General features: G+C 50.0%; 23 protein-coding genes, 1 pseudogene and 1 riboswitch. Of the genes and pseudogenes, 10 read left to right on the top strand and 14 right to left on the bottom strand.

The features are described from left to right. Nucleotides 1–41: 41 nt before the first annotated feature. Nucleotides 42–539 (top strand): hypothetical protein, encoded by a 498-nt coding sequence (locus KNO95_RS10400; protein WP_214878963.1) that lies wholly within the window; start codon nt 42–44, stop codon nt 537–539. Nucleotides 540–563: 24 nt separating this feature from the next. On the opposite strand, the gene KNO95_RS10405 is transcribed toward KNO95_RS10400, so the two are convergent. The 3 genes from KNO95_RS10405 to KNO95_RS10415 form a co-directional block, all read right to left on the bottom strand. Beyond that, the gene (locus KNO95_RS10405) at nt 564–1052 is read right to left on the bottom strand and encodes a hypothetical protein (protein WP_251125156.1); all 489 of its coding nucleotides are present in this window, start codon (nt 1050–1052) and stop codon (nt 564–566) included. Between the two features lie 87 nt (nt 1053–1139). After that, entirely contained in the window at nt 1140–1709 is a 570-nt protein-coding gene (locus KNO95_RS10410; protein WP_026824547.1) for a GNAT family N-acetyltransferase, read from the bottom strand. Next, a complete protein-coding gene (locus KNO95_RS10415) occupies nt 1657–2421 on the bottom strand; it encodes a TrmH family RNA methyltransferase (RefSeq protein ID WP_214703687.1) in 765 nt (254 codons plus the stop codon). The genes KNO95_RS10410 and KNO95_RS10415 overlap by 53 nt, the downstream gene beginning before the upstream one ends. Nucleotides 2422–2641: 220 nt before the next feature. Between KNO95_RS10415 and KNO95_RS10420 the strand changes: the two genes are divergently transcribed. The 3 genes from KNO95_RS10420 to KNO95_RS10430 all read left to right on the top strand — a co-directional run bounded on the left by KNO95_RS10420 (nt 2642) and on the right by KNO95_RS10430 (nt 6409). Then, nucleotides 2642–4270: a PTS transporter subunit IIBC gene (locus KNO95_RS10420; RefSeq protein WP_214878964.1), complete on the top strand. Its 1629-nt coding sequence runs from the start codon at nt 2642–2644 to the stop codon at nt 4268–4270. A gap of 108 nt (nt 4271–4378) precedes the next feature. Beyond that, nucleotides 4379–5113, top strand: coding sequence for an endonuclease/exonuclease/phosphatase family protein (locus KNO95_RS10425; RefSeq protein WP_353048131.1), 735 nt, complete (start codon nt 4379–4381; stop codon nt 5111–5113). A gap of 117 nt (nt 5114–5230) precedes the next feature. Continuing rightward, nucleotides 5231–6409, top strand: a complete 1179-nt coding sequence (locus KNO95_RS10430; protein WP_214878965.1) for an MFS transporter — start codon at nt 5231–5233, stop codon at nt 6407–6409. 35 nt (nt 6410–6444) lie between these two features. Here the strand turns inward: KNO95_RS10430 and KNO95_RS10435 are convergent, their stop codons facing one another. Further along, nucleotides 6445–7149, bottom strand: coding sequence for an alpha/beta hydrolase (locus KNO95_RS10435; RefSeq protein WP_214703675.1), 705 nt, complete (start codon nt 7147–7149; stop codon nt 6445–6447). Between the two features lie 73 nt (nt 7150–7222). On the opposite strand from KNO95_RS10435, the gene KNO95_RS10440 reads away from it, so the two are divergent. Then, complete coding sequence (locus tag KNO95_RS10440; protein WP_026824553.1) at nt 7223–8488, top strand: purine/pyrimidine permease; 1266 nt, start codon at nt 7223–7225, stop codon at nt 8486–8488. A 19-nt stretch (nt 8489–8507) separates the two neighbouring features. On the opposite strand, the gene KNO95_RS10445 is transcribed toward KNO95_RS10440, so the two are convergent. The 4 genes from KNO95_RS10445 to KNO95_RS10460 are packed head-to-tail and all read right to left on the bottom strand — an operon-like array spanning nt 8508 to nt 11461. Further along, nucleotides 8508–8900 (bottom strand): RDD family protein, encoded by a 393-nt coding sequence (locus KNO95_RS10445; protein ID WP_214703672.1) that lies wholly within the window; start codon nt 8898–8900, stop codon nt 8508–8510. Next, the gene (locus KNO95_RS10450) at nt 8897–9544 is read right to left on the bottom strand and encodes an NAD(P)H-binding protein (protein ID WP_214703670.1); all 648 of its coding nucleotides are present in this window, start codon (nt 9542–9544) and stop codon (nt 8897–8899) included. Before KNO95_RS10450 ends, KNO95_RS10445 begins: the two co-directional genes overlap by 4 nt. A 34-nt stretch (nt 9545–9578) precedes the next feature. Continuing rightward, nucleotides 9579–10883, bottom strand: coding sequence for a nucleobase:cation symporter-2 family protein (locus KNO95_RS10455; RefSeq protein ID WP_214703668.1), 1305 nt, complete (start codon nt 10881–10883; stop codon nt 9579–9581). Then, nucleotides 10880–11461, bottom strand: a complete 582-nt coding sequence (locus tag KNO95_RS10460) for a xanthine phosphoribosyltransferase (protein WP_214703665.1) — start codon at nt 11459–11461, stop codon at nt 10880–10882. Before KNO95_RS10460 ends, KNO95_RS10455 begins: the two co-directional genes overlap by 4 nt. Nucleotides 11462–11538: 77 nt before the next feature. Continuing rightward, nucleotides 11539–11640: riboswitch (purine riboswitch) on the bottom strand. A 126-nt stretch (nt 11641–11766) separates the two neighbouring features. Between KNO95_RS10460 and KNO95_RS10465 the strand changes: the two genes are divergently transcribed. The 3 genes and pseudogenes from KNO95_RS10465 to KNO95_RS14590 form a co-directional block, all read left to right on the top strand. Then, the gene (locus KNO95_RS10465; protein ID WP_214703663.1) at nt 11767–12375 is read left to right on the top strand and encodes an NAD(P)-dependent oxidoreductase; all 609 of its coding nucleotides are present in this window, start codon (nt 11767–11769) and stop codon (nt 12373–12375) included. A gap of 60 nt (nt 12376–12435) precedes the next feature. After that, nucleotides 12436–13989 carry an ABC-F family ATP-binding cassette domain-containing protein gene (locus tag KNO95_RS10470; protein WP_026824559.1) on the top strand — a complete coding sequence of 518 codons (1554 nt, stop codon included), beginning with the start codon at nt 12436–12438 and terminating at the stop codon, nt 13987–13989. A gap of 602 nt (nt 13990–14591) precedes the next feature. Beyond that, nucleotides 14592–15053, top strand: a pseudogene (locus tag KNO95_RS14590) (DUF418 domain-containing protein); the annotation flags it as partial. Here KNO95_RS14590 and KNO95_RS10480 read toward each other — a convergent pair. The 6 genes from KNO95_RS10480 to KNO95_RS10500 all read right to left on the bottom strand — a co-directional run bounded on the left by KNO95_RS10480 (nt 15010) and on the right by KNO95_RS10500 (nt 19846). Beyond that, nucleotides 15010–16836 carry an IS1182 family transposase gene (locus tag KNO95_RS10480; RefSeq protein WP_251129392.1) on the bottom strand — a complete coding sequence of 609 codons (1827 nt, stop codon included), beginning with the start codon at nt 16834–16836 and terminating at the stop codon, nt 15010–15012. The pseudogene KNO95_RS14590 and the gene KNO95_RS10480 overlap by 44 nt on opposite strands. 202 nt (nt 16837–17038) lie before the next feature. Continuing rightward, on the bottom strand, nt 17039–17968 hold the full coding sequence (locus KNO95_RS10485) for a manganese-dependent inorganic pyrophosphatase (RefSeq protein WP_214878967.1): 930 nt from the start codon (nt 17966–17968) through the stop codon (nt 17039–17041). A gap of 93 nt (nt 17969–18061) precedes the next feature. Beyond that, nucleotides 18062–18196 (bottom strand): hypothetical protein, encoded by a 135-nt coding sequence (locus KNO95_RS14495; RefSeq protein ID WP_256441184.1) that lies wholly within the window; start codon nt 18194–18196, stop codon nt 18062–18064. Between the two features lie 97 nt (nt 18197–18293). Further along, entirely contained in the window at nt 18294–18575 is a 282-nt protein-coding gene (locus KNO95_RS10490) for a HesB/YadR/YfhF family protein (protein ID WP_214703658.1), read from the bottom strand. Between the two features lie 67 nt (nt 18576–18642). Beyond that, complete coding sequence (locus KNO95_RS10495; RefSeq protein ID WP_214703656.1) at nt 18643–19602, bottom strand: LacI family DNA-binding transcriptional regulator; 960 nt, start codon at nt 19600–19602, stop codon at nt 18643–18645. 10 nt (nt 19603–19612) lie between these two features. Next, nucleotides 19613–19846, bottom strand: coding sequence for a hypothetical protein (locus KNO95_RS10500; protein WP_026824564.1), 234 nt, complete (start codon nt 19844–19846; stop codon nt 19613–19615). 244 nt (nt 19847–20090) lie between these two features. Between KNO95_RS10500 and KNO95_RS10505 the strand changes: the two genes are divergently transcribed. Together KNO95_RS10505 and KNO95_RS10510 are read left to right on the top strand one after the other, a co-directional pair. Next, nucleotides 20091–21374: an NCS2 family permease gene (locus KNO95_RS10505; protein ID WP_214703822.1), complete on the top strand. Its 1284-nt coding sequence runs from the start codon at nt 20091–20093 to the stop codon at nt 21372–21374. A gap of 228 nt (nt 21375–21602) precedes the next feature. Further along, nucleotides 21603–22340: a (Fe-S)-binding protein gene (locus KNO95_RS10510; protein WP_026824566.1), complete on the top strand. Its 738-nt coding sequence runs from the start codon at nt 21603–21605 to the stop codon at nt 22338–22340. Nucleotides 22341–22342 lie beyond the last annotated feature (2 nt).

Raw genomic sequence — 22342 nt, forward strand, 5'->3', positions numbered from 1 at the left:
CGATGTGGTACGGTTAGAAAAAGCAGAAGGAGGAAATCGATATGAACCTTGCAGATGCCCTAATATTAAAACAGTTGCTCCATGAGCAAATCGATACATTGACCGAAGAGATTGAGAACGTAGCGTTCATCTCAATCGAAGCGACTGAATCCATTCCGACGATTCAGTCCCGTTCTCTTCAAGACATCGAGATGGAACTGGAACATATCCGTCTTGACTTACGCCAACTCGACCGCTTGATTCAAGAAGAGAACGTCCGATCCGTCGTCGAAACACACGACGGTCCACTCCCACTCGTCGAAGCGATTGAGCTTGCCATTCAGTTACGTGTTCAGGCACGGCTTTATGAAAAGTTGTCACTTCGTCCGAAAAAAGAATATGTACACGGGGTCGCCGTAATCAAACATGCCTTGTACGACCCAGAACTATATCGTTTGAAGGCACGTGACATTAAGAAACGGGCCATCCGAATCGAAAGTGCCATCCAAGCTATCCGTCATCAAGCAGACATTGAATTTGATGCATCACGATACATGTAAAAAGCGAAGGAACCCCTTCGCTTTTTACATGTGATCATGGTGATTGTGATGGATGTCGTGGTGACTCGACGAGGAACGGCTACGCGGGGGTGCTTCATCGGCAAATTTCTCCCCGTCCAAAATCCCGAGACGTTTATATTGTCGGTCGACCCGCTCTTTCGTCTCCTCACGAATGGAATTAGACTCCATAATCAGTTGATAGCACCCGAGCGCGACACGGAACGGCTCCATGCGTGTACGCTCAATGGAAAAGGAATCGATTCCTCGTAAATAGTCTGCCAATCGTTCGGCCGTATCGTCGTCTGGGTCATCGGCGAGCTGAGAGGCGAAGCGCTGTAAGTCTTTCAACGTACTTGATGTTTTAGAATAGTTCATTCCTGATTTGATAAACGCAAAAATAATCAGACCGAACACAACCATGAAAATGATTGGAAACACGCCAAATAACCCATTAAAGAATGAATCCCCTATCGAGTTACTAAATGGATCTCCACTAAATCCAAACACTTTCATTCCAAATTCCCCCTTTTTCTTTATGTACGTTCATTCAATCGAATTGGTTTCATCAAAAAACCGCGATCAAACGACCGCGGCATTTATTCAACTATTCAATTGTTTCTCCATCATGATGCGTGGCTCTCCATCTTCTGTGTAGGCGCCCATGATGTCATATCCACAAAGGAGGTTCAAGATGATGACTCCTTTGTTCGTATTGCGTGCTTTCGTCCGAATCGAATGGAACCCTTGCGCTTCGACCCACTCGAGTTGCGTGTCCATCAGCTTGCGACCGATACCATGCTTTTGAAAGTCCGGGTGTACGCCGCCCGCCCAGCTATAAAATCGATAAGGCTCTGCCTCATAGCCAATCTTAAAGCCGATTAGCTGATCTTCTGAGAATGCTAAGAGCACTAACGGATTAGCGTGTCGATACAGGCGCTCTTTAAATCGTAACTGATCGAGATCGCCATATAACGTACGATACAGTCGGAAGAAATCCTCTTCAAAATCTTTAAAGTTGTTTGTCACATCTTTTACGATAAATGAACTCGTCGTACTCATCGTTCCATCCCCTTTCAGTTTCTGGACAAAGATTCCGTACGTCTTTTCCTTTCGCCGTTCATTCCGAATTTCCTGTCTCCCGTTCGAAAGCCGTGACGCCTTTTTGTTTATATAGTCCGAGCGAACGTTTCGGTAGACTCTTGACCATCCAGTCTTTAAAGATGCGTGCTTGATCCTCGACAGGCAGTTCATAGCCATCCGTCACGATATGACGAGACCGTGTCGTGACATCATACAAGGAGATCGCAGCCGCCACGGAGATGTTCAAGCTTTGTACGTACCCTTGCATCGGAATGACAAAGTTCCCGTCCGCCTGCTTCAGTGCCGCTTCCGACACACCACTATGTTCATTCCCGAATAGAAGAACGGTTGGCTTCGACACATCGACTTCATCGAGTGGGATTGCTTCCTCACTTAATGCCGTCGCATACACTTGATAGCCGCCTTCTTTTAAGGAGTCAATCGCTTCTTCAATGGAGCCATGCTCTACGACGTCCACCCAGCGATCTGCGCTCTTGGCGATGATCGAGTTCGGTTTAAACTTCGCTCGCCCTTCGACCACGTGTAATGTCTGTACCCCGAACGCATCGGCCGAACGTAAGACGGCAGATTGGTTGTGTGGATCGTCCACACCTTCCGTTAAAATCGTGATATGGTTCGTTCGTATATTTAATACTTCATACATCCGTTTGATTCGGTCCGGCATGAGCATCTCATAGAGAGGAAGATCCTCTTTCAATAAGACACCTTTCTGTAGCAACTCTTCTTTTAATTCAATCTGCTCCTCTTTCGTCAAAGCAGATGTAGTCTGTCTCCATCCCATCTTTCTCGCTCCCTTCAACCTATCATATTGTAGCTAGATTCGATTCGACTGACAAGTTTGCCCCTATGTACCCAAATCTGTTTAAAGAATGAAAAAAATGAAAATAGCGAAAACGGTTGCACGAATTTATGCAATCGATTACAATTATTCATGCAAGCGATTGCACTATTGGCAAACATAAAAATATACAAAACTCCCTCACAGGAAGGAAGCGTATAGTATGAAAAAAATGATCTCATTCGATTTCTGGCAGAAACTTGGCAAGGCCTTAATGGTCGTCATCGCCGTTATGCCGGCTGCCGGTTTGATGATTTCGATTGGAAAACTGATTGGAATGTCAGCCGGAGATGTCGGTATTTTATTAACGACGGCTCGCATCATTGAAGATTTAGGTTGGGGAATCATCGTCAACTTACATATCCTCTTCGCAGTCGCGATTGGTGGTTCGTGGGCAAAAGATCGTGCAGGTGGTGCGTTCGCAGCACTCCTCGCCTTCATTTTGATTAACCGTGTCACGGGAGCCATCTTCGGTGTCAACGGCGCCATGCTTCAAGACCCTGAAGCGACAATCGATTCACTATTCGGTGCAAACCTTGTCGTCGCGGACTACTTCACATCTGTACTCGGTTCACCTGCCCTCAACATGGGTGTGTTCGTCGGGATCATCGCCGGTTTCCTCGGTGGTGCACTTTATAACCGTTTCTACAACTTCAACAAGTTGCCGAACGCCCTCTCGTTCTTTAACGGGAAGCGCTTCGTACCATTTGTCGTCATCCTTGGTTCAGTCGTTGCTGCCATCGTTCTATCGATTGTATGGCCAACAATTCAAGGGGCGCTCAACAGCTTTGGTGAGTGGATTGCCACATCTCGTAACACGGCTCCAGTACTCGCCCCATTCATTTACGGGGCACTCGAACGTCTACTCTTGCCGTTTGGCTTACACCATATGCTCACAGTACCAATGAACTACACGGAACTCGGTGGAACGTATACGATTTTAACAGGTGCGACAGCTGGATCGGTCGTTGCCGGGCAAGACCCGCTCTGGTTGGCATGGGTGACGGACCTCGTCAACTTGCGTGCTGCTGGTGATACTGCCGCATACAACGCGCTTCTCGCCGATGTCGTTCCGGCCCGCTTCAAAGTCGGTCAAGTCATCTTGTCATTCGCTGCGTTGATTGGTGCCGCATATGCGATGTATCGTAACGTCGATGCAGAGAAAAAAGAACAGTACAAGCCGATGTTCTTGTCAGCCGCACTCGCTGTCTTCTTGACAGGTGTCACAGAACCAATCGAGTTCATGTTCATGTTCGTCGCACCAGTTCTTTACGTCGTCTACGCACTCATGGCGGGTGCTGCCTTCGCCTTGGCAGATATCATCGACCTACGTGTTCACGCTTTCGGTGCGATCGAACTTTTGACGCGCATCCCGATGATCGTCAAAGCAGGACTTCTTCAAGACTTGATCAACTTCGTTCTCGTTTCTGTCGTATTCTTCTTCCTCAACTTCGGTGTATTCAACTTCTTCATCAAGAAGATGAACTTGCCAACGCCAGGACGTAACGGGAACTACATGGAAGAGACGACAGAGAAGTCGTCTGTGACAGGTAACGAACAAGTCATGGGGATTATCACGCTTCTCGGCGGGGAAGAAAACATTGAGGATGTCGACGCATGTATGACTCGTCTTCGCGTGACCGTTAAAGACGTCTCACTCGTCTCTGACGAACAAGAATGGAAGAAAAATGGCGCTATGGGTCTGATTGTGAAAGACCGTGGGGTCCAAGCCATCTACGGCCCGAAAGCCGACGTATTGAAATCAGACATTCAAGACGTCATCGGTGCATAATCTATCGGCCAACTCGCTCGAGAGTTGGCCTTTTTCTAAAGGAGGACTATCGTGAACATTTTAACGCTCAATTGTCATGCCTGATTAGAAGACCGCCAACAAGAGAAAATTGATGCCATCATCGAACGCATTGCGAGCGAAGAGTACGATCTCATTGCGCTTCAAGAAGTCAATCAACATAAAGAGGCTCCAATCCTCTACGGGAACATCCGTGAGAACAACTTCGCACACGTCCTCGTCGAGCGCCTGAAAGAGTTAGATCTTCCCTATCACATGACATGGGACTTTGCTCATTACGGATATGACATTTATGAGGAAGGCGTCGCCATCTTGTCACGCACGCCGTTTCTATCGACCGATTCATTCTTCGTATCGAAGACGACGGACCCTGACAATTACAAGTCCCGTAAGATTGTCAAAGCTGTCATCGAAGGAGCAGATGCTCCGACGACCGTCTACTCGTGTCACCTCGGATGGTGGCATGACGAAGAAGAACCGGTGAAGCATCAACTCGATGAACTGCTGCGTCGCGTCGAGCATGACGATCATGCTCTTCTACTCGGTGATTTCAACAACGATGCCTTCATTCGAGGCGAAGGATACGATTATTTGATGGAGAAAGGGCTCCAAGACTTGTTCCATCTCGCAACGGAACGCGAAGGCGATGCGACCGTCCAAGGGAAAATCGCTGGATGGGATGAAAACAAGAAATCGCTCCGCATCGACTTGATGTTGACGAATGCACCGATTCACGTCTCCCGTCATGCCGTCGTTTTCGATGGCGAGAACGGGCCCGTCGTCTCCGACCACGCCGGTGTCGAAGCGACCGTGTTTTGGCGCTGATTCACCTTTTTCTTCCGACTTGGGAGAAAAGGGTTTTTCTTTTGGGGAAAATCTTGTAACGTGATAAAAGACTGATGTCTAACTACTAATGAATGAAATAGAAAGAAGTGTTTGAACATGAAGACAAGCTCGCTCAATCGAAGCGACTGGACCCTAGTCCTATCCCTCTCCTTATTAACCTTCGTTCTCGGAACGAGTGAATTTGTCATCGTCGGCATTTTGCCTGATATCGCAAGCGGTCTATCCATTTCCATCGCGACGGCAGGAAGTCTCGTATCGGCATTCGCCATCAGCTTTGCCGTCGGCACACCCATCACGATGTCCTTGACGAGCCATCTTCCAAAACGTAAATTGATGCTCGGCCTAACCATCCTCTTCACGGTCCTGAACTTGTTGAGCAGCCTTGCTCCCATGTATGAGTGGTTACTCGTCTTGCGTATGCTGACGGCCGTCGTCACAGGCGTCTTGATTTCGCTTGCCATGCTCGTCGCCAGCGAGAGCGTCCCTCCAACAAAACGGGGTGTGGCCGTGTCCTTTATTTTCGGTGGATTCACGATGGCGAACGTGTTCGGTGTTCCGATTGGGACCCTCATCGGACAACAGGCAGGCTGGGAATCGACGTTTTGGTTGACGACTCTGCTCGGTGCAGTAGCCTGGATCGCCATTTATCGTGTCTTGCCGAATCAATTGTCTCAAGAAAAAGCATCACTCCGTGAACAAATGGCACTCCTGACGAATCCGCGCATCTTGATCGCCTTCTTGATTCCGGCATTCGGTTTCGGGGCAACGTATGTCGTGTATACGTATCTCGTGCCGATTTTAAAAGATGTACTCGGTGTACCGGTCGCTTGGGTCAGTCCGATTTTATTCGCATACGGATTCATTTCGATTTTCAGTAATATCGCTGCCGGAAAAATCGCTAGTCACAATCCAATCGGACGCCTACGGTTCGTCTTTCTCGTCCAGGCGTTCGTCCTGGCCGCGCTATTTGTGACGACGTCGAATGTGACGCTCGGTCTTCTCAATATCGCACTCATGTCGTTCATGGCAATTTTATTGACGACATCGACTCAGATTTATTTGATTGATTTGGCAGAGAAGTTCAATCCGAACGCCAAAGGTCTCGCCTCGTCACTCATGCCAGTGGCAAGTAACGTCGGAATTGGACTCGGTTCCGCTCTCGGTGGTGTCGTCTATGCGACGAGTCCGATCATGACGCTCGCGCTCGTCGGCGGATTGGTCGCCCTCGTCACAACCGGGTTGACTGCAATCAGTTATTCGCTCGACCAACGATAAAACGTGCGCACCTCGATGCAGGTGCGCACGTTTTTTTATAACCATTCGAGAATCGCCGAAAGGACTTCGTCCAATTGTTCTTTCGATGTAAGCGGACTTTCCTGATCTCCTTTTTGTGGACCATACATCCCGAAGTTCGCATGATTCCCGTCTTCAATTTGCACGAATTGACTATCGTCAGGAAGATCGTTTCGACTCGCATCGATGTCTTCCGGGACAGCCAGCCCATCCAATTCACCTGAAATCGATAACACGCGTAAATCACTATCGACCATCGAACTGATCGGATACGAGGCGAGGAAAATCACACCGTCCACCAACTCTTGATGCTCGAGCGCGTAACCCGATGCCGCCGAACCTCCGAGCGAATGACCGGCCACGATCCAGCGTTCAATCTCCGGATGTGCCTCGATGATTGAATCGGCTGCGTCGATATCTAAAATGCCTAAGTTGAGACGAAGCGACGGAATGGCGACGAAAACACCTTCCTCGGCTAATCGTGTTCCATAATACGCATACGCCTCTTTCTCGACTTTTGCCCCTGGGTAGAGAATGACCCCGACCTCGCTCGCCGTGTCTCCGAACTCGAGACGATTGTCAACCAAGGTCCCTTCTTCCGCATACTGCGTCGCTTCATCGGTCGGTCCATACGTGAACTGTGTCCAAATGAAAAAGCCAGCGACCGCGATGACAAGCAGTCCTAAGACTACCAGTCCTGCCCATTTAAAGAATTTCTTCATTATATAGCCTCCATTTGCATCCACTTCATCATAACGTTACACTAATAAGAAAAAGTATGATCAGGGGGACACCATGACCAGAAGTAATGTAACCACGACGATTCAGTGGTTTATTTTTATTTTAGCTACAAATATTGTACCACCACTCTCCATCGCCGCCTTGTTTGAACTGTCACCAGATGAGACGATGACCTTCATATCCCGCTCACTCTTCATCTTCGCACTCTTTAGCATCGTCCAGACGATGCTCGGGCATCGCCTCCCGATTCTCGAAGGGCCCGCCGGCATTTGGTGGGGTGTCTTCACCCTATACGCATCAATCGGTCCCGCCCTATACGGAAGTCAGCAAGAAACACTGCAGGCACTCGGTTTTATGTTGTTCTTGAGCGGGATCATCGGCGTATTGTTGACCGTCACCGGCATCTTGAGACGCATGCTTTCCCTGTTTACACCGCAAGTGCTCGGCGTCTATATGATTTTGCTCGTCCTCCAATTATCAGGGGCTGTCATTAAAGGTGGCTTCGGGGTGACGGAAGACGGGATCAACATCGTCCAAGCCGTCGCGACGGCAGGGCTCGTCTTGTTCGCACTCACGCTCGAGCAAAGTCGCTTCAAGCAATATGGACTCGTCATGACACTATTCGTCGGATTCGGTTTGTTTCACTTACTTAACCTCGGGAATCCAATCGTTCGTTCGGAATCCTTCTTCCTCGTACCGGAATTGCTTCCGTTCGGAAATTGGGTGTGGGATTGGAACTTGTTGCCGACGGCTTTCGTCATCACCTTGCTTCTCATGACGAACGTACTCGCGAATATCAAGTTGATCGAGCGCATCGTCAGTTCTCGTGAAAAACGAGAAATCAAAGGGAACGTTCCCGCGTCGGGTGTCGCCAGTGGTGTCAGTCAAATCGTGGCCGGTCTCTTCGGTACACCGGGTCCTGTCGCTATTTCAGGGACGGCCGGATTCCTCTCTTCGACGGAGAGCGTCCAACGCGCCCCTCATCTGATTGCTCACGCCCTCATGATGGGGTTAGCACTCATCGGTCCATTCGTCTCGTTGATTGCGAGTATCCCGGCCGCTGTCGGCTATGCGATTGTGACTCCGCTCATCGCGACGATGATCATCATCGGAATCAATGAGGCAGCCTTTGAATTAAAACAATCAACGGCTTCTCTCACGGTCGGTCTCCCGCTCGTCATCGGTGCCGGAGCAATGCTTCTGCCACCTGGTTCGATGAATGATTTGCCACCGCTCCTTGCGACCGTCTTCTCTAACGGACTCGTCCTTGGAACAATTGTTGCCTTAACGACGGCCATCTTAAGTAAAATCAAGGATTAAAAAAAGAACTGGCCTATGGTCAGTTCTTTTCACGTACATGCATATGGTAACGGGCATCGTGCGGTAATACGGCGCCTTCTTCTTGTTCGAAATGCGCACGGTCTTTCCAATAACGAACTGCTGACGAGGTGTCACGATATAGGGCGCGCTGTAACGCCTGCTTCGCCGTGACAGCCGTGCCGTCATCATTTTTCAACTCGAGTCCCATCAGTTTATAGCCGATTGTTTGTCCTCCTCGACTCATTTGGCAAGCTTCCATCACATACGTTAATAGCGTCGGTGTCACGACCGCATGTACGAACTCGCTCTTCACTTTCTTTCGAACAAGTTGTTCTACGCCATAACTGACGAACCCTGCGATGACACTGTCAATCAAGACCGCTTTCGTTCGTTTCTTCGTCAATGGATTCATCGGCTCATCCTCTGCATCATCCCCGACGTCAACACTTCGATTCCTTCACCTTCTTCAGACGCCATGATCAAGGCACGTGCAACGTGCAGCGCTTGAATCGGTGCGACTTCCGGTGTCTTCTCAAGCAAAAGTGACTGGAACGGTCGACTGATGACCTCGGCCGCTTTCTCCCCAAGTCGGAAAGAATCACGCTCTCCGAGTAATAGAGAAGGACGTGCGATAATCAAATGACGGAAGTTGAAGACGCGTAACGCGTTCTCGAGTTCCCCTTTCACACGGTTGTAAAAGAAAGATGAACGCAACGATGCACCTTGTGCCGATACAACTGCATAGCGCGTCGCACCATGTGCCTTGGCGACACGAGCAACTTCAAGTGGTAATTCTAAATCAACTTGTTTGAACGCTTCCTGCGAGCCTGCTACCGCAATCGTCGTGCCGAGTGCACAGTACACGTCGTCGATCTGTGGAAGCGCTGCATCCATCTCCTCGAATCCGACGACCTCATGTAGCTTCCGATGACTCCAACGCTTTGAGCGTCGGACGACAATCCAGACCGCATCATAACGGTCACTTTCTAACAACTGTTCAACCAATTCGCGGCCAATCAAGCCGGTCGCGCCTACGACAAGTGCAGTTTTCCCCATCTATGACTCCTCCTAGACTACTATTTCCTTCAGTCTAGCTGACTTGTCGTTCTTCGGCAATGATCGTCGTGGGACGATAACGGTCCATCGTACGGAAGAACCCGTTCAAGAGGAGCGCTGTGAACGAACCTGCTACGATGGCGCTATCTGTGAACAACTGAAGCCATTCCGGCATGTTTGCGACGATAGCCGGGTTTGCCGTAATCCCGAGTCCGACACCGATTGAGAGGGCAATGGTGATCAAGTTCTCGTTTTTCGAAAAGTCGACCTGGCTCAGAATCCGAATTCCAGAAGCGGCGACTGTTCCGAACATGACGAGCATCGCCCCCCCAAGCACTGGTTTTGGAATCAATGTCGTGAACGTAGCGACTTTCGGAAGGAAGCCGAGCAAGATGAGCAACCCACCTGTCCAAAAGATGACACGCCGTGATTTCACACCTGACAATTGGACGAGTCCAACGTTTTGACTAAACGTCGTGTACGGGAAACTGTTGAAAATCCCTCCGAGAATCGTCGCGACGCCTTCCGCACGATACCCCTTCGTCAATTCGTTCACACCGATTGGCTTTTTCGTGATATCGCTGAGCGCCAAGAATACACCGGTCGATTCAATCATCGAGATGATGGCGACGAGCGTCATGACGAGGATGGCGGACACGTCGAATGTCGGCATGCCGAAGTAGAACGGCTGGACCATTTGGAACCAACCCGCCTCACGGACAGGACTGAAGTCGACGAGCCCGAGTGAAGCGGCGACCCCCGTTCCAATCAGTACGGCAAAGAGAACGGCAGCGGCCCGTGTGAAGACGGTCCCGACACGATTCAAGACTAGAATGAGTAAAATCGTTAAACCACCTAATCCGAGATTCTGCATGGATGCGAACCCAGGTTCACCCGGCATCCCGCCACCGATGTCATTAATCGCAACCGGAATTAGCGAGAGACCGATAATTGTCACGACCGAACCGAGCACAACCGGTGGGAAGAAGCGTGCAAGTTTGCCAACAAAGCCAGAAATGAGGATGACGATGAGTCCGCTCGCAATCAACGCGCCATAAATAGCCGTGATCCCGTTTGCGCTCCCGATAGCGATCATCGGACCGACTGCTGTGAACGTACATCCGAGGACGACCGGCAATCCGACACCGGTGAAGCGTGTCGTCCATACTTGTAGTAACGTCGCTACCCCACACATGAATAAATCAATTGCGACGAGATAGGCGAGTTCGGTTGGACCAAGCCCGATGGCACCACCGACGATGAGTGGAACGATTGCCGCTCCCGTGTACATCGCGAGTAGATGCTGAAATCCGAGACTTGCCGTCTTGAACGTATTCATCGAACGACCTCCACGAACGAGATGTGGTCTTTCTCTAATTTCGCGATGCGTGCCAGCGATTCGACGCGATAGCCACGCTCGATCAATTTATCGCGCCCTGGTTGGAATGACTTCTCGATGACAATCCCAACCCCTGCGACCTCTGCACCTGCCGCTTCCACGAGGTGTGTCAGACCAAGTGCCGCCTCCCCGTTCGCAAGGAAGTCATCGATGACGAGAACACGTTCGCCTGGTAAGACGAAGCGTCGGCTCAAACTGATCCGATTCGTCTCTTGTTTTGTGAACGAATAGACGTCCGCTTCCACGAGATCATCTTGGAGTGTCAGCGATTTCCGTTTACGCGCGAATACGAACGGGATACCCATCTCAAGCGCCGTCATCATCGCCGGCGCAATCCCACTCGATTCGAGTGTGACGATGCGGTCGATGTTGGCGTCCTTGAAACGTTCTGCGAATTCTTTACCGATGGCTTGCATGAGTACCGGGTCGACTTGATGATTCAAGAAGGCGTCGACTTTCAACACTTGGTCGGATAAGGCCCGACCTTCTTCACGGATTTTGTCTTCTAACTGCTTCATTGTTTTCCCCTCCAATAAAAAATGCGATTCGTCACCCCTCATCGGGAGGCAACGAACCGCATGGAAATCAACGATAGCATACGACAAGCGCCACCCGTAGTCGAACCATTTACGGTAGTTCGGTAGAGACTTGCGGACCATATTTCCGCTGATATACGAGTGCGAATCTATTTATATAAGATAGACCTTATTGTAGACAAGCTGACGAGAAATGCAATAGGTTAGAATCAAACGGTGAAATGTTCGATTTTTCTGAAACTGCTGTATACTGTAGTTATTGGATATGAGAGAGGAGCCCTGCCCGTATGAAGTTATTCGTATTAGGCGCAACCGGTCGGACCGGACATCAATTCATCGATCAAGCTATCGAGCACGGTCATGATGTCACCGCATTCGTTCGTGAACAGAAAAAGCTGATTCGGACCCCACAACTTGAAATCATCGAAGGCGACTTATATGATGTCGACGCATTGACGGAAGCGATGCACGGTCACGACGCAGTCGTCAGTTGTCTCGGAACGGATTTGAGCGACCCTGACTTTTTAGCGAGTGTCACGGACAAGCTCGTCCCCGCGATGAAATCGAACACTATCTCACGTATCGTCTATCTCGCTTCAGCGGGGATTGACAATGAAATTCCTGGACTTGCCGGAAAGGCCATTACGTTCATGCTTCGGAAGCCGCTCCGCGATCATCGAGCAGCCGTGAACTTATGGCGCAATTCGTCATTCGATTATACGATTGTACGACCGATGCAATTGACGGACGGCCCTCGCACCTCGACTTATCGCACGGCCATCGATGAAGTGCCAGAGAACGGGAAGCACATCTCCCGGGCAGATGTCGCCCAGTTCATGCTTCATACGATTGAAGAACATGAACACGTACGGGAGTCAGTCGGACTGGCGTACTAATTTGATTGGATTCATGCTACAATATCGGGTAGTTTACTTTGAAAGGAACGAAAACGAATTATGAGTATATTAACGGTACAAAACTTGAGCCACGGCTTTGGTGACCGCGCTATTTTGAACGATGTCTCTTTCCGTCTCTTAAAAGGGGAACACATCGGTCTCGTCGGAGCGAACGGTGAAGGAAAATCGACGTTCATGAACATCATCACACGCAAACTGCAACCGGATGAAGGAAAAATCGAATGGGCGAAAAACGTCCGTGTCGGTTATCTCGACCAACACGCGGTACTCGAGCGCGGGATGACGATTCGTGACGTCTTGAAAGGTGCTTTCCAATACTTGATCGACATGGAGACGCGCATCGGCGAACTCTACATGGAGATGGGCGACGCGACACCTGAACAGATGGAAGACATGCTCGCGGAGGTCGGTGAACTTCAAGAGACGCTCGACTCGAACGACTTTTATATCATCGATGCGAAAGTAGAAGAAGTCGCACGCGGTCTCGGTATTTTAGATGTCGGTCTCGACCGGGACGTCACGGATTTGTCAGGTGGGCAGCGTACGAAAGTATTGCTTGCGAAGTTGCTTCTCGAGAAGCCAGATATCTTACTCCTCGATGAGCCGACCAACTATTTGGATGAAGTCCATATCGAATGGTTGAAGCGTTATCTCCAAAACTATGACAATGCCTTCATCTTGATCTCGCACGATATCCCGTTCTTAAATAGCGTCATCAACTTGGTCTATCATATGGAAAACCAAGAGTTGAACCGCTATGTCGGAGACTATGACAAGTTCATGGAAGTGTACGAGATGAAGCGTTCGCAGCTTGAGGCCGCCTACAAGCGTCAACAAGCCGAGATTGCCGATTTGAAAGACTTCGTCGCACGAAACAAAGCGCGTGTGTCGACGCGAAACATGGCGATGTCACGTCAGAAGAAGCTCGACAAGATGGATGTCATCGAATTGAGCGCAGATCGTCCGAAACCGGAATTCCGCTTCTTGCAGGCCCGTACGTCAGGACGCCTCATCTTTGATGCGAAAGGTCTCGTCATCGGATATGATGAGCCGCTCTCACGTCCGCTCGACCTGCAGATGGAGCGCGGTCAAAAGATCGCCCTCGTCGGAGCGAACGGAATCGGGAAAACGACACTCTTGAAGAGCTTACTCGGCTTGATCAACCCGCTTGAAGGGACAGTCGAACGCGGCGAGTTTCTTGAAATGGGGTACTTCGAACAAGAAGCGGCGACGAGTAACAACACGTGTATCGAAGAAATTTGGAGCGAGTTCCCGTCACTCAATCAACAGCAAGTGCGCGCGATGCTCGCGAAATGCGGTCTCATGACGAAGCACATTGAAAGTAAGATCTCGGTCCTCAGTGGTGGGGAAAAGGCGAAAGTTCGTCTTTGTAAACTCCTTAATAACGAGACAAACCTTCTCTTGCTCGATGAGCCGACGAACCACTTGGACGTCGACGCGAAGGAAGAGTTGAAGCGTGCGTTGAAAGAGTACAAAGGAAGCGTCCTCCTCATCAGTCACGAACCAGAATTCTATGAGGATATCGTCACAGACGTCTGGAACTGTGAATCGTGGACGACGAAAGTATTCTAATTCAGTAAAGGACGTGTCGTATGGCTGGCCCAATTCAAACGAATGAACGGATTATCTTGTATGACATTATCCGAGGGTTTGCCCTCTGCGGCATTTTCCTCGTCAATATTCCTACCATGCTCGGGAGCGACTGGATGTTCGGTCGCCCCGACTATGCGGGAAGCGATTTATTCGTCCGCACCCTCTTCGACTTGTTCGTGCAGACGAAGTTTTATACGATTTTCTCCCTCTTATTTGGGATCGGCTTTTCGATTTTCCTCGAGCGCTCTTACGCCCGGGGCGATTCGGTCAGTCGTTACATACGCCGAATCTTGATTCTTTTCTTGTTCGGTCTCGCGCACTTGGCGATTTGGTCGGGTGACATCCTTCATACGTATGCGATGTGGGGCTTATTGCTTCCTCTTTTTTACGGATTGAGTAACCGTGCCATTCTGACGTGGGCATGGGGACTGTTGACTGTAAATTTCTTACTATTCAACGTTGCCCCTATCTATGTAGAGTGGGCTTTTGGATACATGTATTTAGGAGAGTCGTTCCCGACGGTCTTTAATTCAGGCTTCGGTCCTTGGCTAGACTATCGATTCGACAACGAGATTTTTACTATGATTCAAAATTCACTTTTTGTCGGAATCGAGATTCTCGGTCTGTTCTTACTCGGTCTCTTCATCGGACGTGAACGAAAGCTTCTGACTTGGAGCATCCAAGGATTGACCCGGACTGCTGCCATCTGCGCAATTGCAGCCATACCATTCTGGGGAATCATCATCTGGCATCATTACGGTGATGGCGCCTCTTATGTGTCTACGAACTCAGCAGCTGTATGGATTTCCGGGAAGTTACTCGCTACAACATACGTCTGCCTGTTCACGGTCGCCGTTCGAAAAGGTCGCACGTTCGCACCGCTTCAAGCGCTCGGACGGATGGCACTTACGAACTATTTGACACATACGTTGATTATTGTCTTGCCAGTGATCGCACTCGGGGCGTACGGGGCGCTTTCTTTAACCGAAGGCCTATTCCTCAGCATCGCCATTTTGATTGCCCAATCGTTCTTCTCGATGTGGTGGCTAAAAAATCACCGTTACGGACCGTTTGAGAAGCTGTGGCGTCTCGGAACATACGGAAGACAAACAAAATCATCTTAAGATCGGACTTTATTGTCCGGTCTTTTTTTAAAACAAAAGAGGCTGGGACATAACTAGCCGGTTTTAGAGATTTTGATAAAAAGAGGGGTCCGGTCACCGATTTTCGGTGGCCGGACCCCTTCTTTGTACTTCCGCCGATGCCATTGGCGATGAACTTTCGTAGGTTCACCGCCATGAGGGCGAAGCCGAGCTCACATTTCACACGCTGTTTCCCCCTTACGGAGAAGCGGGTGAAACCCAAATTGGCCTTCAGATATCCAAAAACTGGTTCCACGTCCGTCTTGCGTCGGGCATAGACGGCACCGGTTTTCTCATCCGAAAGCAGCGTTCTCGTCATATTCTTTTGTTCTTCCCAGGTCCCGTTCACGCTGACCTGGCGGTGTCTCCCTTCCTCGGCTTTCGTGCACAGCTCTCGGAACGGGCAATCGACGCAGCTCTCGCACGCGTACACACGAAAATCACGGATGAAGCCGTCACGGTCGGTTCGGTGGGACTCGTGACTGAACGGAAGCTTTCTTCCGTCCGGACACGTGAACGTGTCGGTCCCCTCGTCATATGCCCAGTTCGCGAGGTTGAACGGGTCGTCGCGCCATTTCTTCTTCTGTTCCTTCCGGTACATCGTGTGCGGGATCAAAGGTTGGCGCCCTCGGCGCTCGAGGATGTCCGTGTAGTTCTGTTGGCTCCCGTACCCGGCATCGGCGACGATGTAGGCGGGCAGGTCGAGGAAGGTTTCGATCTCGTCGAGGAACGGGATCAACGTTTTCGTGTCGGTCGGGTTCGGATAGACGTCATAGGCGAGCGTGTACTGACCTTCGGTTGCGATTTGGACGTTGTAGCCAGGTTTCAGTTGACCGTTCTTCATGTGATCCTCTTTCATCCGCATGAACGTCGCGTCACGGTCGGTCTTCGAATAGCTGTTGCGTGTGCCGAAGGTGGCCATGTGTTCCTCGTATCGACGTTTCCGGGCCGCGAAGTCGGCAGCCTGTTTGCGGAGATGGCGGGGCTTCTTACGTTCCGCACGCAATCGTTTCCGTTCCTCGACGTCCGTCGTTGAGCTGATCTCCTCGTTGATGGACTCGATCGTTTCCTCGAGTCGCGCTGCGATTTGTTCCAGCTCTTGGGCCGTGAGCGCGTCCGGGCTCTCCCGTTCGATCTCAGGGATGACCTGGTCGGCCATCAGCTCGTCGTACATCTGGTTCGACTTCTCGACGAGCGCGGCGTGGTGTTTTTCGACCGCCCTGCGCCAGACGAAGGTGTAGCGGTTGGCGTTCGCCTCGATTTTCGTGCCGTCGATGAAGATCGCCTCCTCATCGATTGCGCCGGTCTCGACGAGATGGCACCGGAAGGCGACGAAAGCCTCCTTCAGGATCGGGGACACGGCCGGATGGACACGGAAACGGTTGATCGTCCGATAACTCGGCTCGTGGCCCTGGGCGAGCCACATCATCCGTAGGCTGTCCTTGAGAAGGCCCTCGATCTTTCGTCCTGAGAACGCGGACTGTGTGTAGGCGCAGAGGACGATTTTCATCATCATGCGCGGGTGATAGGCCGGGCAGCCCGTCGTTCGCCAGAACGGTTCGAATGCCTCGTCCGGGATCTGTTCGACGAGGTCATGGACGGCGAAGGCGATATCGTTTTCCTGCAGCCGGACTTCTAAATCTAGGGGCAAAACCAATTGGTTCATGGTATACTCTTTGTACATAGGGGCACCTCCAAAGTTATGGTTTGGTCACTTTAACTTTATCAGAGGTCGCCCCTATCTGTTTAGTCCGAAATGCGTGCACGAACCCATAAAAATGACAAGAGGCCCCCGCGAGCGAACAAGTCGCTCACGGGGGCCTCTTTCTTATAAATCTACTGGGTTATGTCCCAGCCTCTCCGCTCGAGGCATAGGCTTCGAGTTTTTATTTTGTTGCCGCTTCAGTTAAAACGGGTACGATTTGCTTCTTACGCGAGACGACGCCTGGAAGTGTCGCCAATCCGCTTTGAAGCGTCACGTTGAACGCTTGTTCGAAGAGTTCTGGTTTTGGTCCGACGACGATGGCTTCCGAATCGTTCGTCAAAATGTTCGTGATGGCGAATACGAACAAGTCTAAGTTTTTCGCTGCAACCGTGTTGGAGATGGCCGCTTCGACTTCCTCTTTGCGGTTCAAGACATCGTTCGCGTCGACCGTGTTCACTTGTGCGATTTCGACACGATAGTCACCCATCGCGAATTCTTTCGCATCGAGTGAGATGAGCTCTTCAATCGTTTTTTGGCTGAGGTCCGCACCCGCTTTGAGCATCTCAAGACCGTATGCTTCCACATCGACGCTAGCGATGTCTGCAAGTTCTTTCGCTGCCTTGATGTCTTCATCCGTACATGTCGGCGATTTGAAGAGAAGCGAATCCGAGATGATGGCTGAAAGCATCAAACCGGCCATGTCCGCTGCAATGTCGACACCATTCTCTTTATACAACTTCAACAAAATCGTCGCTGTACATCCGACTGGTTCCGCACGATAGTAGAGCGGGTCTGCCGTTTGGAAGTTCGCGATGCGGTGGTGGTCGATGACTTCAAGGATTCGCACGTCTTCAATGCCGTCCGCACTTTGCTGGAACTCGTTGTGGTCGACTAAGATGACTTCTTCCGCCTCACCTTTCACGCCTTCGATCAAGCGTGGTGCTTTTACGCGGAAGTGATCGAGTGCATATTGTGTTTCCCCGTTCACTTCACCGAGACGGACTGCCTCTGCGTCCATCCCTAATTTCTTCTTCAACTCGGCATAGGCGAGCGCTGACGTGATCGTATCGGTATCTGGATTTTTATGTCCGAAGACTAGTACTGTACTCATATCTCATTCTCCTCACTAAATAGTTTTCCCTTATCCATTATAACGTCCACGACATTTCTTTCAATTCCCAAACAAAAAGAGCCGTGTCGGCTCTTATGATTGTTCGTCTTCATCTGTCTCTTCGAGGTCGGAATGATCTCCTTTTGAATCCTCTTCGTGGGAGATGTCCGGTTGATCTCGTTTCAACTTCTCTTTTTCTTCTTGTTCACGCTTTTCTTTGTCTGACATATCACGTCATCCTTTCGAAAATCTGACTTGTCGTAACCTGTTCCCCAAGCTAGATTTCATGAAACGATATTTCATCAAACGTAAACAAACTGAAACGTCAGGCTTGTACGAAGACGATTTCTTCTTCGCGAAGTTCGACTTTCACGTCTTGGCCTTGGAATAACCACTCATCTTGTTCCGCCACGACGAAACGGATGCCATCTTCTTCTGTCTCAACGGCCGCATTGTTCACTTCTTCCGTGATGACCCCGACGGAGAAACCGTGCGTCAAGTCTGTCGAACCCCCGTATTTCGCAAACAAACGAACCGTTTGACCCGCTTCGACTTCCATCTCTTGTTTGAACCATTGGAGCGCTTCTTCTGTTACTTGAATCTTCATAACATCTCCTCCTCTCGACTACTCCTTTCATTCTAAACGTTTCAAAACAGTCGAGCGAGGAAGTTGCCTAAAGTGTTGTCCCGACTTGATAGCTGACTGTCATCCCATGTGTTTCAGGTTGAGCACCGTTCATCTCGGCAAGCGTCGTTTCAAATAAACGCCTGCCAATCTGTTCATTCGGAGAGAGCATCGTCGACAGTCCGAACGCCCGACCAATCGGATGCCCATCAAATCCGAGCATAGCGACTTCTTCGGGAATGGCAATATGCCTTCGTTGCATCTCTCCTAAAAATCCGAGCGCGACATAATCAGACGAGAAAAAGAGCGCTCGAGGACGCTCTTTTTGAGAGAGGAACGTTTCAGCCAACCGAACGCCATCCTCGCTCGTCAAATACCCAGTCCAAATCCATTGCTCACGCGCATGGTCTACTTCATCGAAATAGGCTTGCTGACGCGCAAGGGAACTCGGACTATGGCTTCTCGACAAAATCATACCAATCTGCTCATACCCGTGACTCTGTAATACACGAATACCGGATACGAATGATGCGTAATGATCGACATGAATCGATGAGATCGTCTCTGGTGCACCGACGGTCGCCACGGCAATCGGTCCGTAAGCGCGGTACGTCTCCATTTCTTTAAAGGACATCTCGTGAGACAAGACGATCGCCCCATCGACCTCGCGATGCTTCAATAGATCAAGCGCTTGCCGCTCTTCACTCAGCTTATACTCCGTTTGCCACATGACGAGTCGGTAATCGTGCTCGAGGGCCGCTTTCGCAAGCCCGTTGACGAAGAGACCGTAATACGGATGATCCATGTAAGGCAAGATGACGACGACGCGTTGTGTTTTCCCCGTCGACAGCGTCAACGCCTGTTGATTCCGCAAATACCCGAGCTCCTTCATCGCTTTATGGACACGGGCCCGTTTTTCTTTCGATACGTACGGATGCTCGTTCAAGACGCGCGAAACCGTCGTCACCGAAACGTCAGCGTGCTTTGCGATATCTCGAATATTCGCCATTCGTCTCACCTCAACTTGTCAGTCTTTGCATATAGTGTACCCACTCTGCTTGCTGACTGTCACCTCTTTCGACGACTTGGCAACGGATCGCCTGAACGAGACGGAAGCGCTCTTCTAACGGTAAATGAAGAAACTCTTCACGGAAACGGGTACACAACATTTTTCCAAACGGTGTATACAACTGATTGATGACGAGCTCGTATACGATTCCACTGCACCATGTCTTCCACGTTGTCGGCTTCATATCGGTTCCCCTCCCTTTGTCTATACCGTATCCTCTGAAACGCGTTTCAGAGCAAGCATCTTTTTAGAAAAGTTTATTTCCGAACATTTTTTATTACTATTCCTCATTTTCCATGTTTTTTACGTAAAACAATTGACGTGAATCGAACATTTTTGTATAGTCATCAAGTTGATAACGTTAATTTACTCATTTTTTTCAATTAATGTTCGGAAATAGACTGTAATAAGGAGTTTTATCGATGAATATCTTTCAGCTGAAACAACATGGGACGAATGTTAAACAAGAAGTGACCGCTGGGATCACAACGTTCGTCACAATGGCGTACATCTCTGTCGTCAACCCGGCGATCCTATCTGACGCAGGTATCCCGTTCGCACAAGCTTTCACAGCAACAATTATTGCTATCCTTATCGGGACAGGCTTGATGGCGTTTTATGCGAACTTACCAATCGCTGTGGCGCCAGGGATGGGACTAAACGCATTCTTCGCTTACACGCTCGTCGCCCAAGAGCAGATTGCCCCGTCTGCCGCGCTCGGTGTCGTCTTCGTCTCGTCCGTCTTCTTCTTGATTTTGTCGCTCTCTCCGATTCGAACGAAGTTGATTCAAGCGATCCCGACTTCGTTGAAGCATGCCATCACGACCGGGATTGGGCTCTTCATCGCTTCACTCGGTTTGAAGTTATCGGGCTTAATCGTCGCCGACGAGGCGAACTTGGTGCGTCTCGGTGACGTGTCTTCTCCAGAAGCTCTACTCGTACTAGGCGGTTTGATCATCTCAGCACTCCTCTTCTCACGAAACGTACCCGGTTCTTTACTCATCGGGATGGTACTTACCGGGATTGCGGCATACTTCATGGATATCTTAAAAATCGACGGTGTCACGGCGATGCCAACCCTTCCGGAGGGACTCATGGTCAACCCCGTGACGGCATTTAGTGATGTCATTCAATACGGTTTGTTCGGTGCCGTGCTCTCGTTCTTCCTCGTCACATTGTTCGATACGACAGGTACGCTTGTCGGTGTCGGAAAACAAGCCGGTCTCTTAAAAGAAGACGGAACGATCGAGAATGGTCACCGTGCACTCTTTGCCGATTCGCTTGCTACAATGGGTGGATCACTCGTCGGAACGAGCCCATCTACGGCATACATCGAGTCTGCTGCCGGTGTCGCCCAAGGTGGACGTACGGGTCTCACGACGGCCATCGTCGCTGGATTGTTCGGATTGACACTCTTCTTCAGCCCGCTCATCGGTGCCATTTCTGGCGTAGCGGCGATCACGGCTCCTGCCCTCATCATCGTCGGTGCGCTCATGTTGACGAATGTCCGGTACATCGATTGGAGTGACTTTAGCGAATACTTCCCGGCGTTCATGACGATTTTGATCATGCCTTTGTCAGGAAGCATCGAACGCGGAATCGCATTCGGGTTCATCTTATACCCAATCTTCAAAGCAATGAACAAAGAGACGGTTCACCCGCTCATCTACTTGTTCGGCGCACTCTTCATTTTGGAAATGTTCTTCCTATAAGTTAGACAAAAGATCCTTGTCATGTGACGAGGATCTTTTCTGTTATACGTGCTCCTTCCCTGTTTTATATCAGAAAAGAGATGAATATCGGTTCAGTGAGATGCGTTATCAATTAAACAGTATTTTACAAATAAATAAGTTTTTCTCCCCATTTTTCTGTCACTTTCCTACGCTTTATGAAATAATGACGTTGAAATCGTTATTATTTAGAAGAAAGAAGGAATGACTATGCCGAATGTAGCTTTATTCGTCACATGTTTATCTGATACGTTGTTCCCCTCTGTCGGAAAAGCGACAGTCGAACTACTCGAACATTTAGGATGCGATGTGACTTTCCCGTTTGAACAGACGTGCTGTGGACAACCCGCCTATAATAGTGGTTATCATGAGGAAACGAAGAAAATCGCCAAGCACATGATTGAAACGTTTGAGAAGGCAGATGCAGAGTATATCGTCGGACCATCAGGATCTTGTGTCATGATGATGCGCGACTATCCACATTTATTTCAAGATGACCCGATGTGGGGACCACGCGCAGAAGCGCACGCCGCCAAAACGTTCGAACTGACGCAGTTCATCGTTGATGTGCTCGAAGTCACCGATGTCGGTGCTAAGTTCCCTAGTAAGGCGACGTACCATGCATCCTGTCATATGACTCGCCTCCTCGGAATTGAAGCAGCTCCCGGGAAATTGCTCGAGAACGTCGACGGTCTGACGATGATTCCACTTGAGAACGTACATAACTGTTGCGGGTTTGGAGGAACGTTCTCTGTCAAAATGCCTGATGTGTCGGTCCAGATGGTGGATGAGAAAGTCGAGTCCATCTTACAGTCAGGCGCAGAGGTGTTGATTGGAGCTGATGCTTCATGCCTAATGAATATCGGTGGACGTCTTCATAAACAAGGACATCCGATTAAAGTGATGCATATTGCCGAAGTCTTAAATGAAGGAGTGAAGCAAGCATGAGC

The organism is Exiguobacterium sp. ERU653, from assembly GCF_018617775.1.
GTDB lineage: Bacteria > Bacillota > Bacilli > Exiguobacteriales > Exiguobacteriaceae > Exiguobacterium > Exiguobacterium marinum.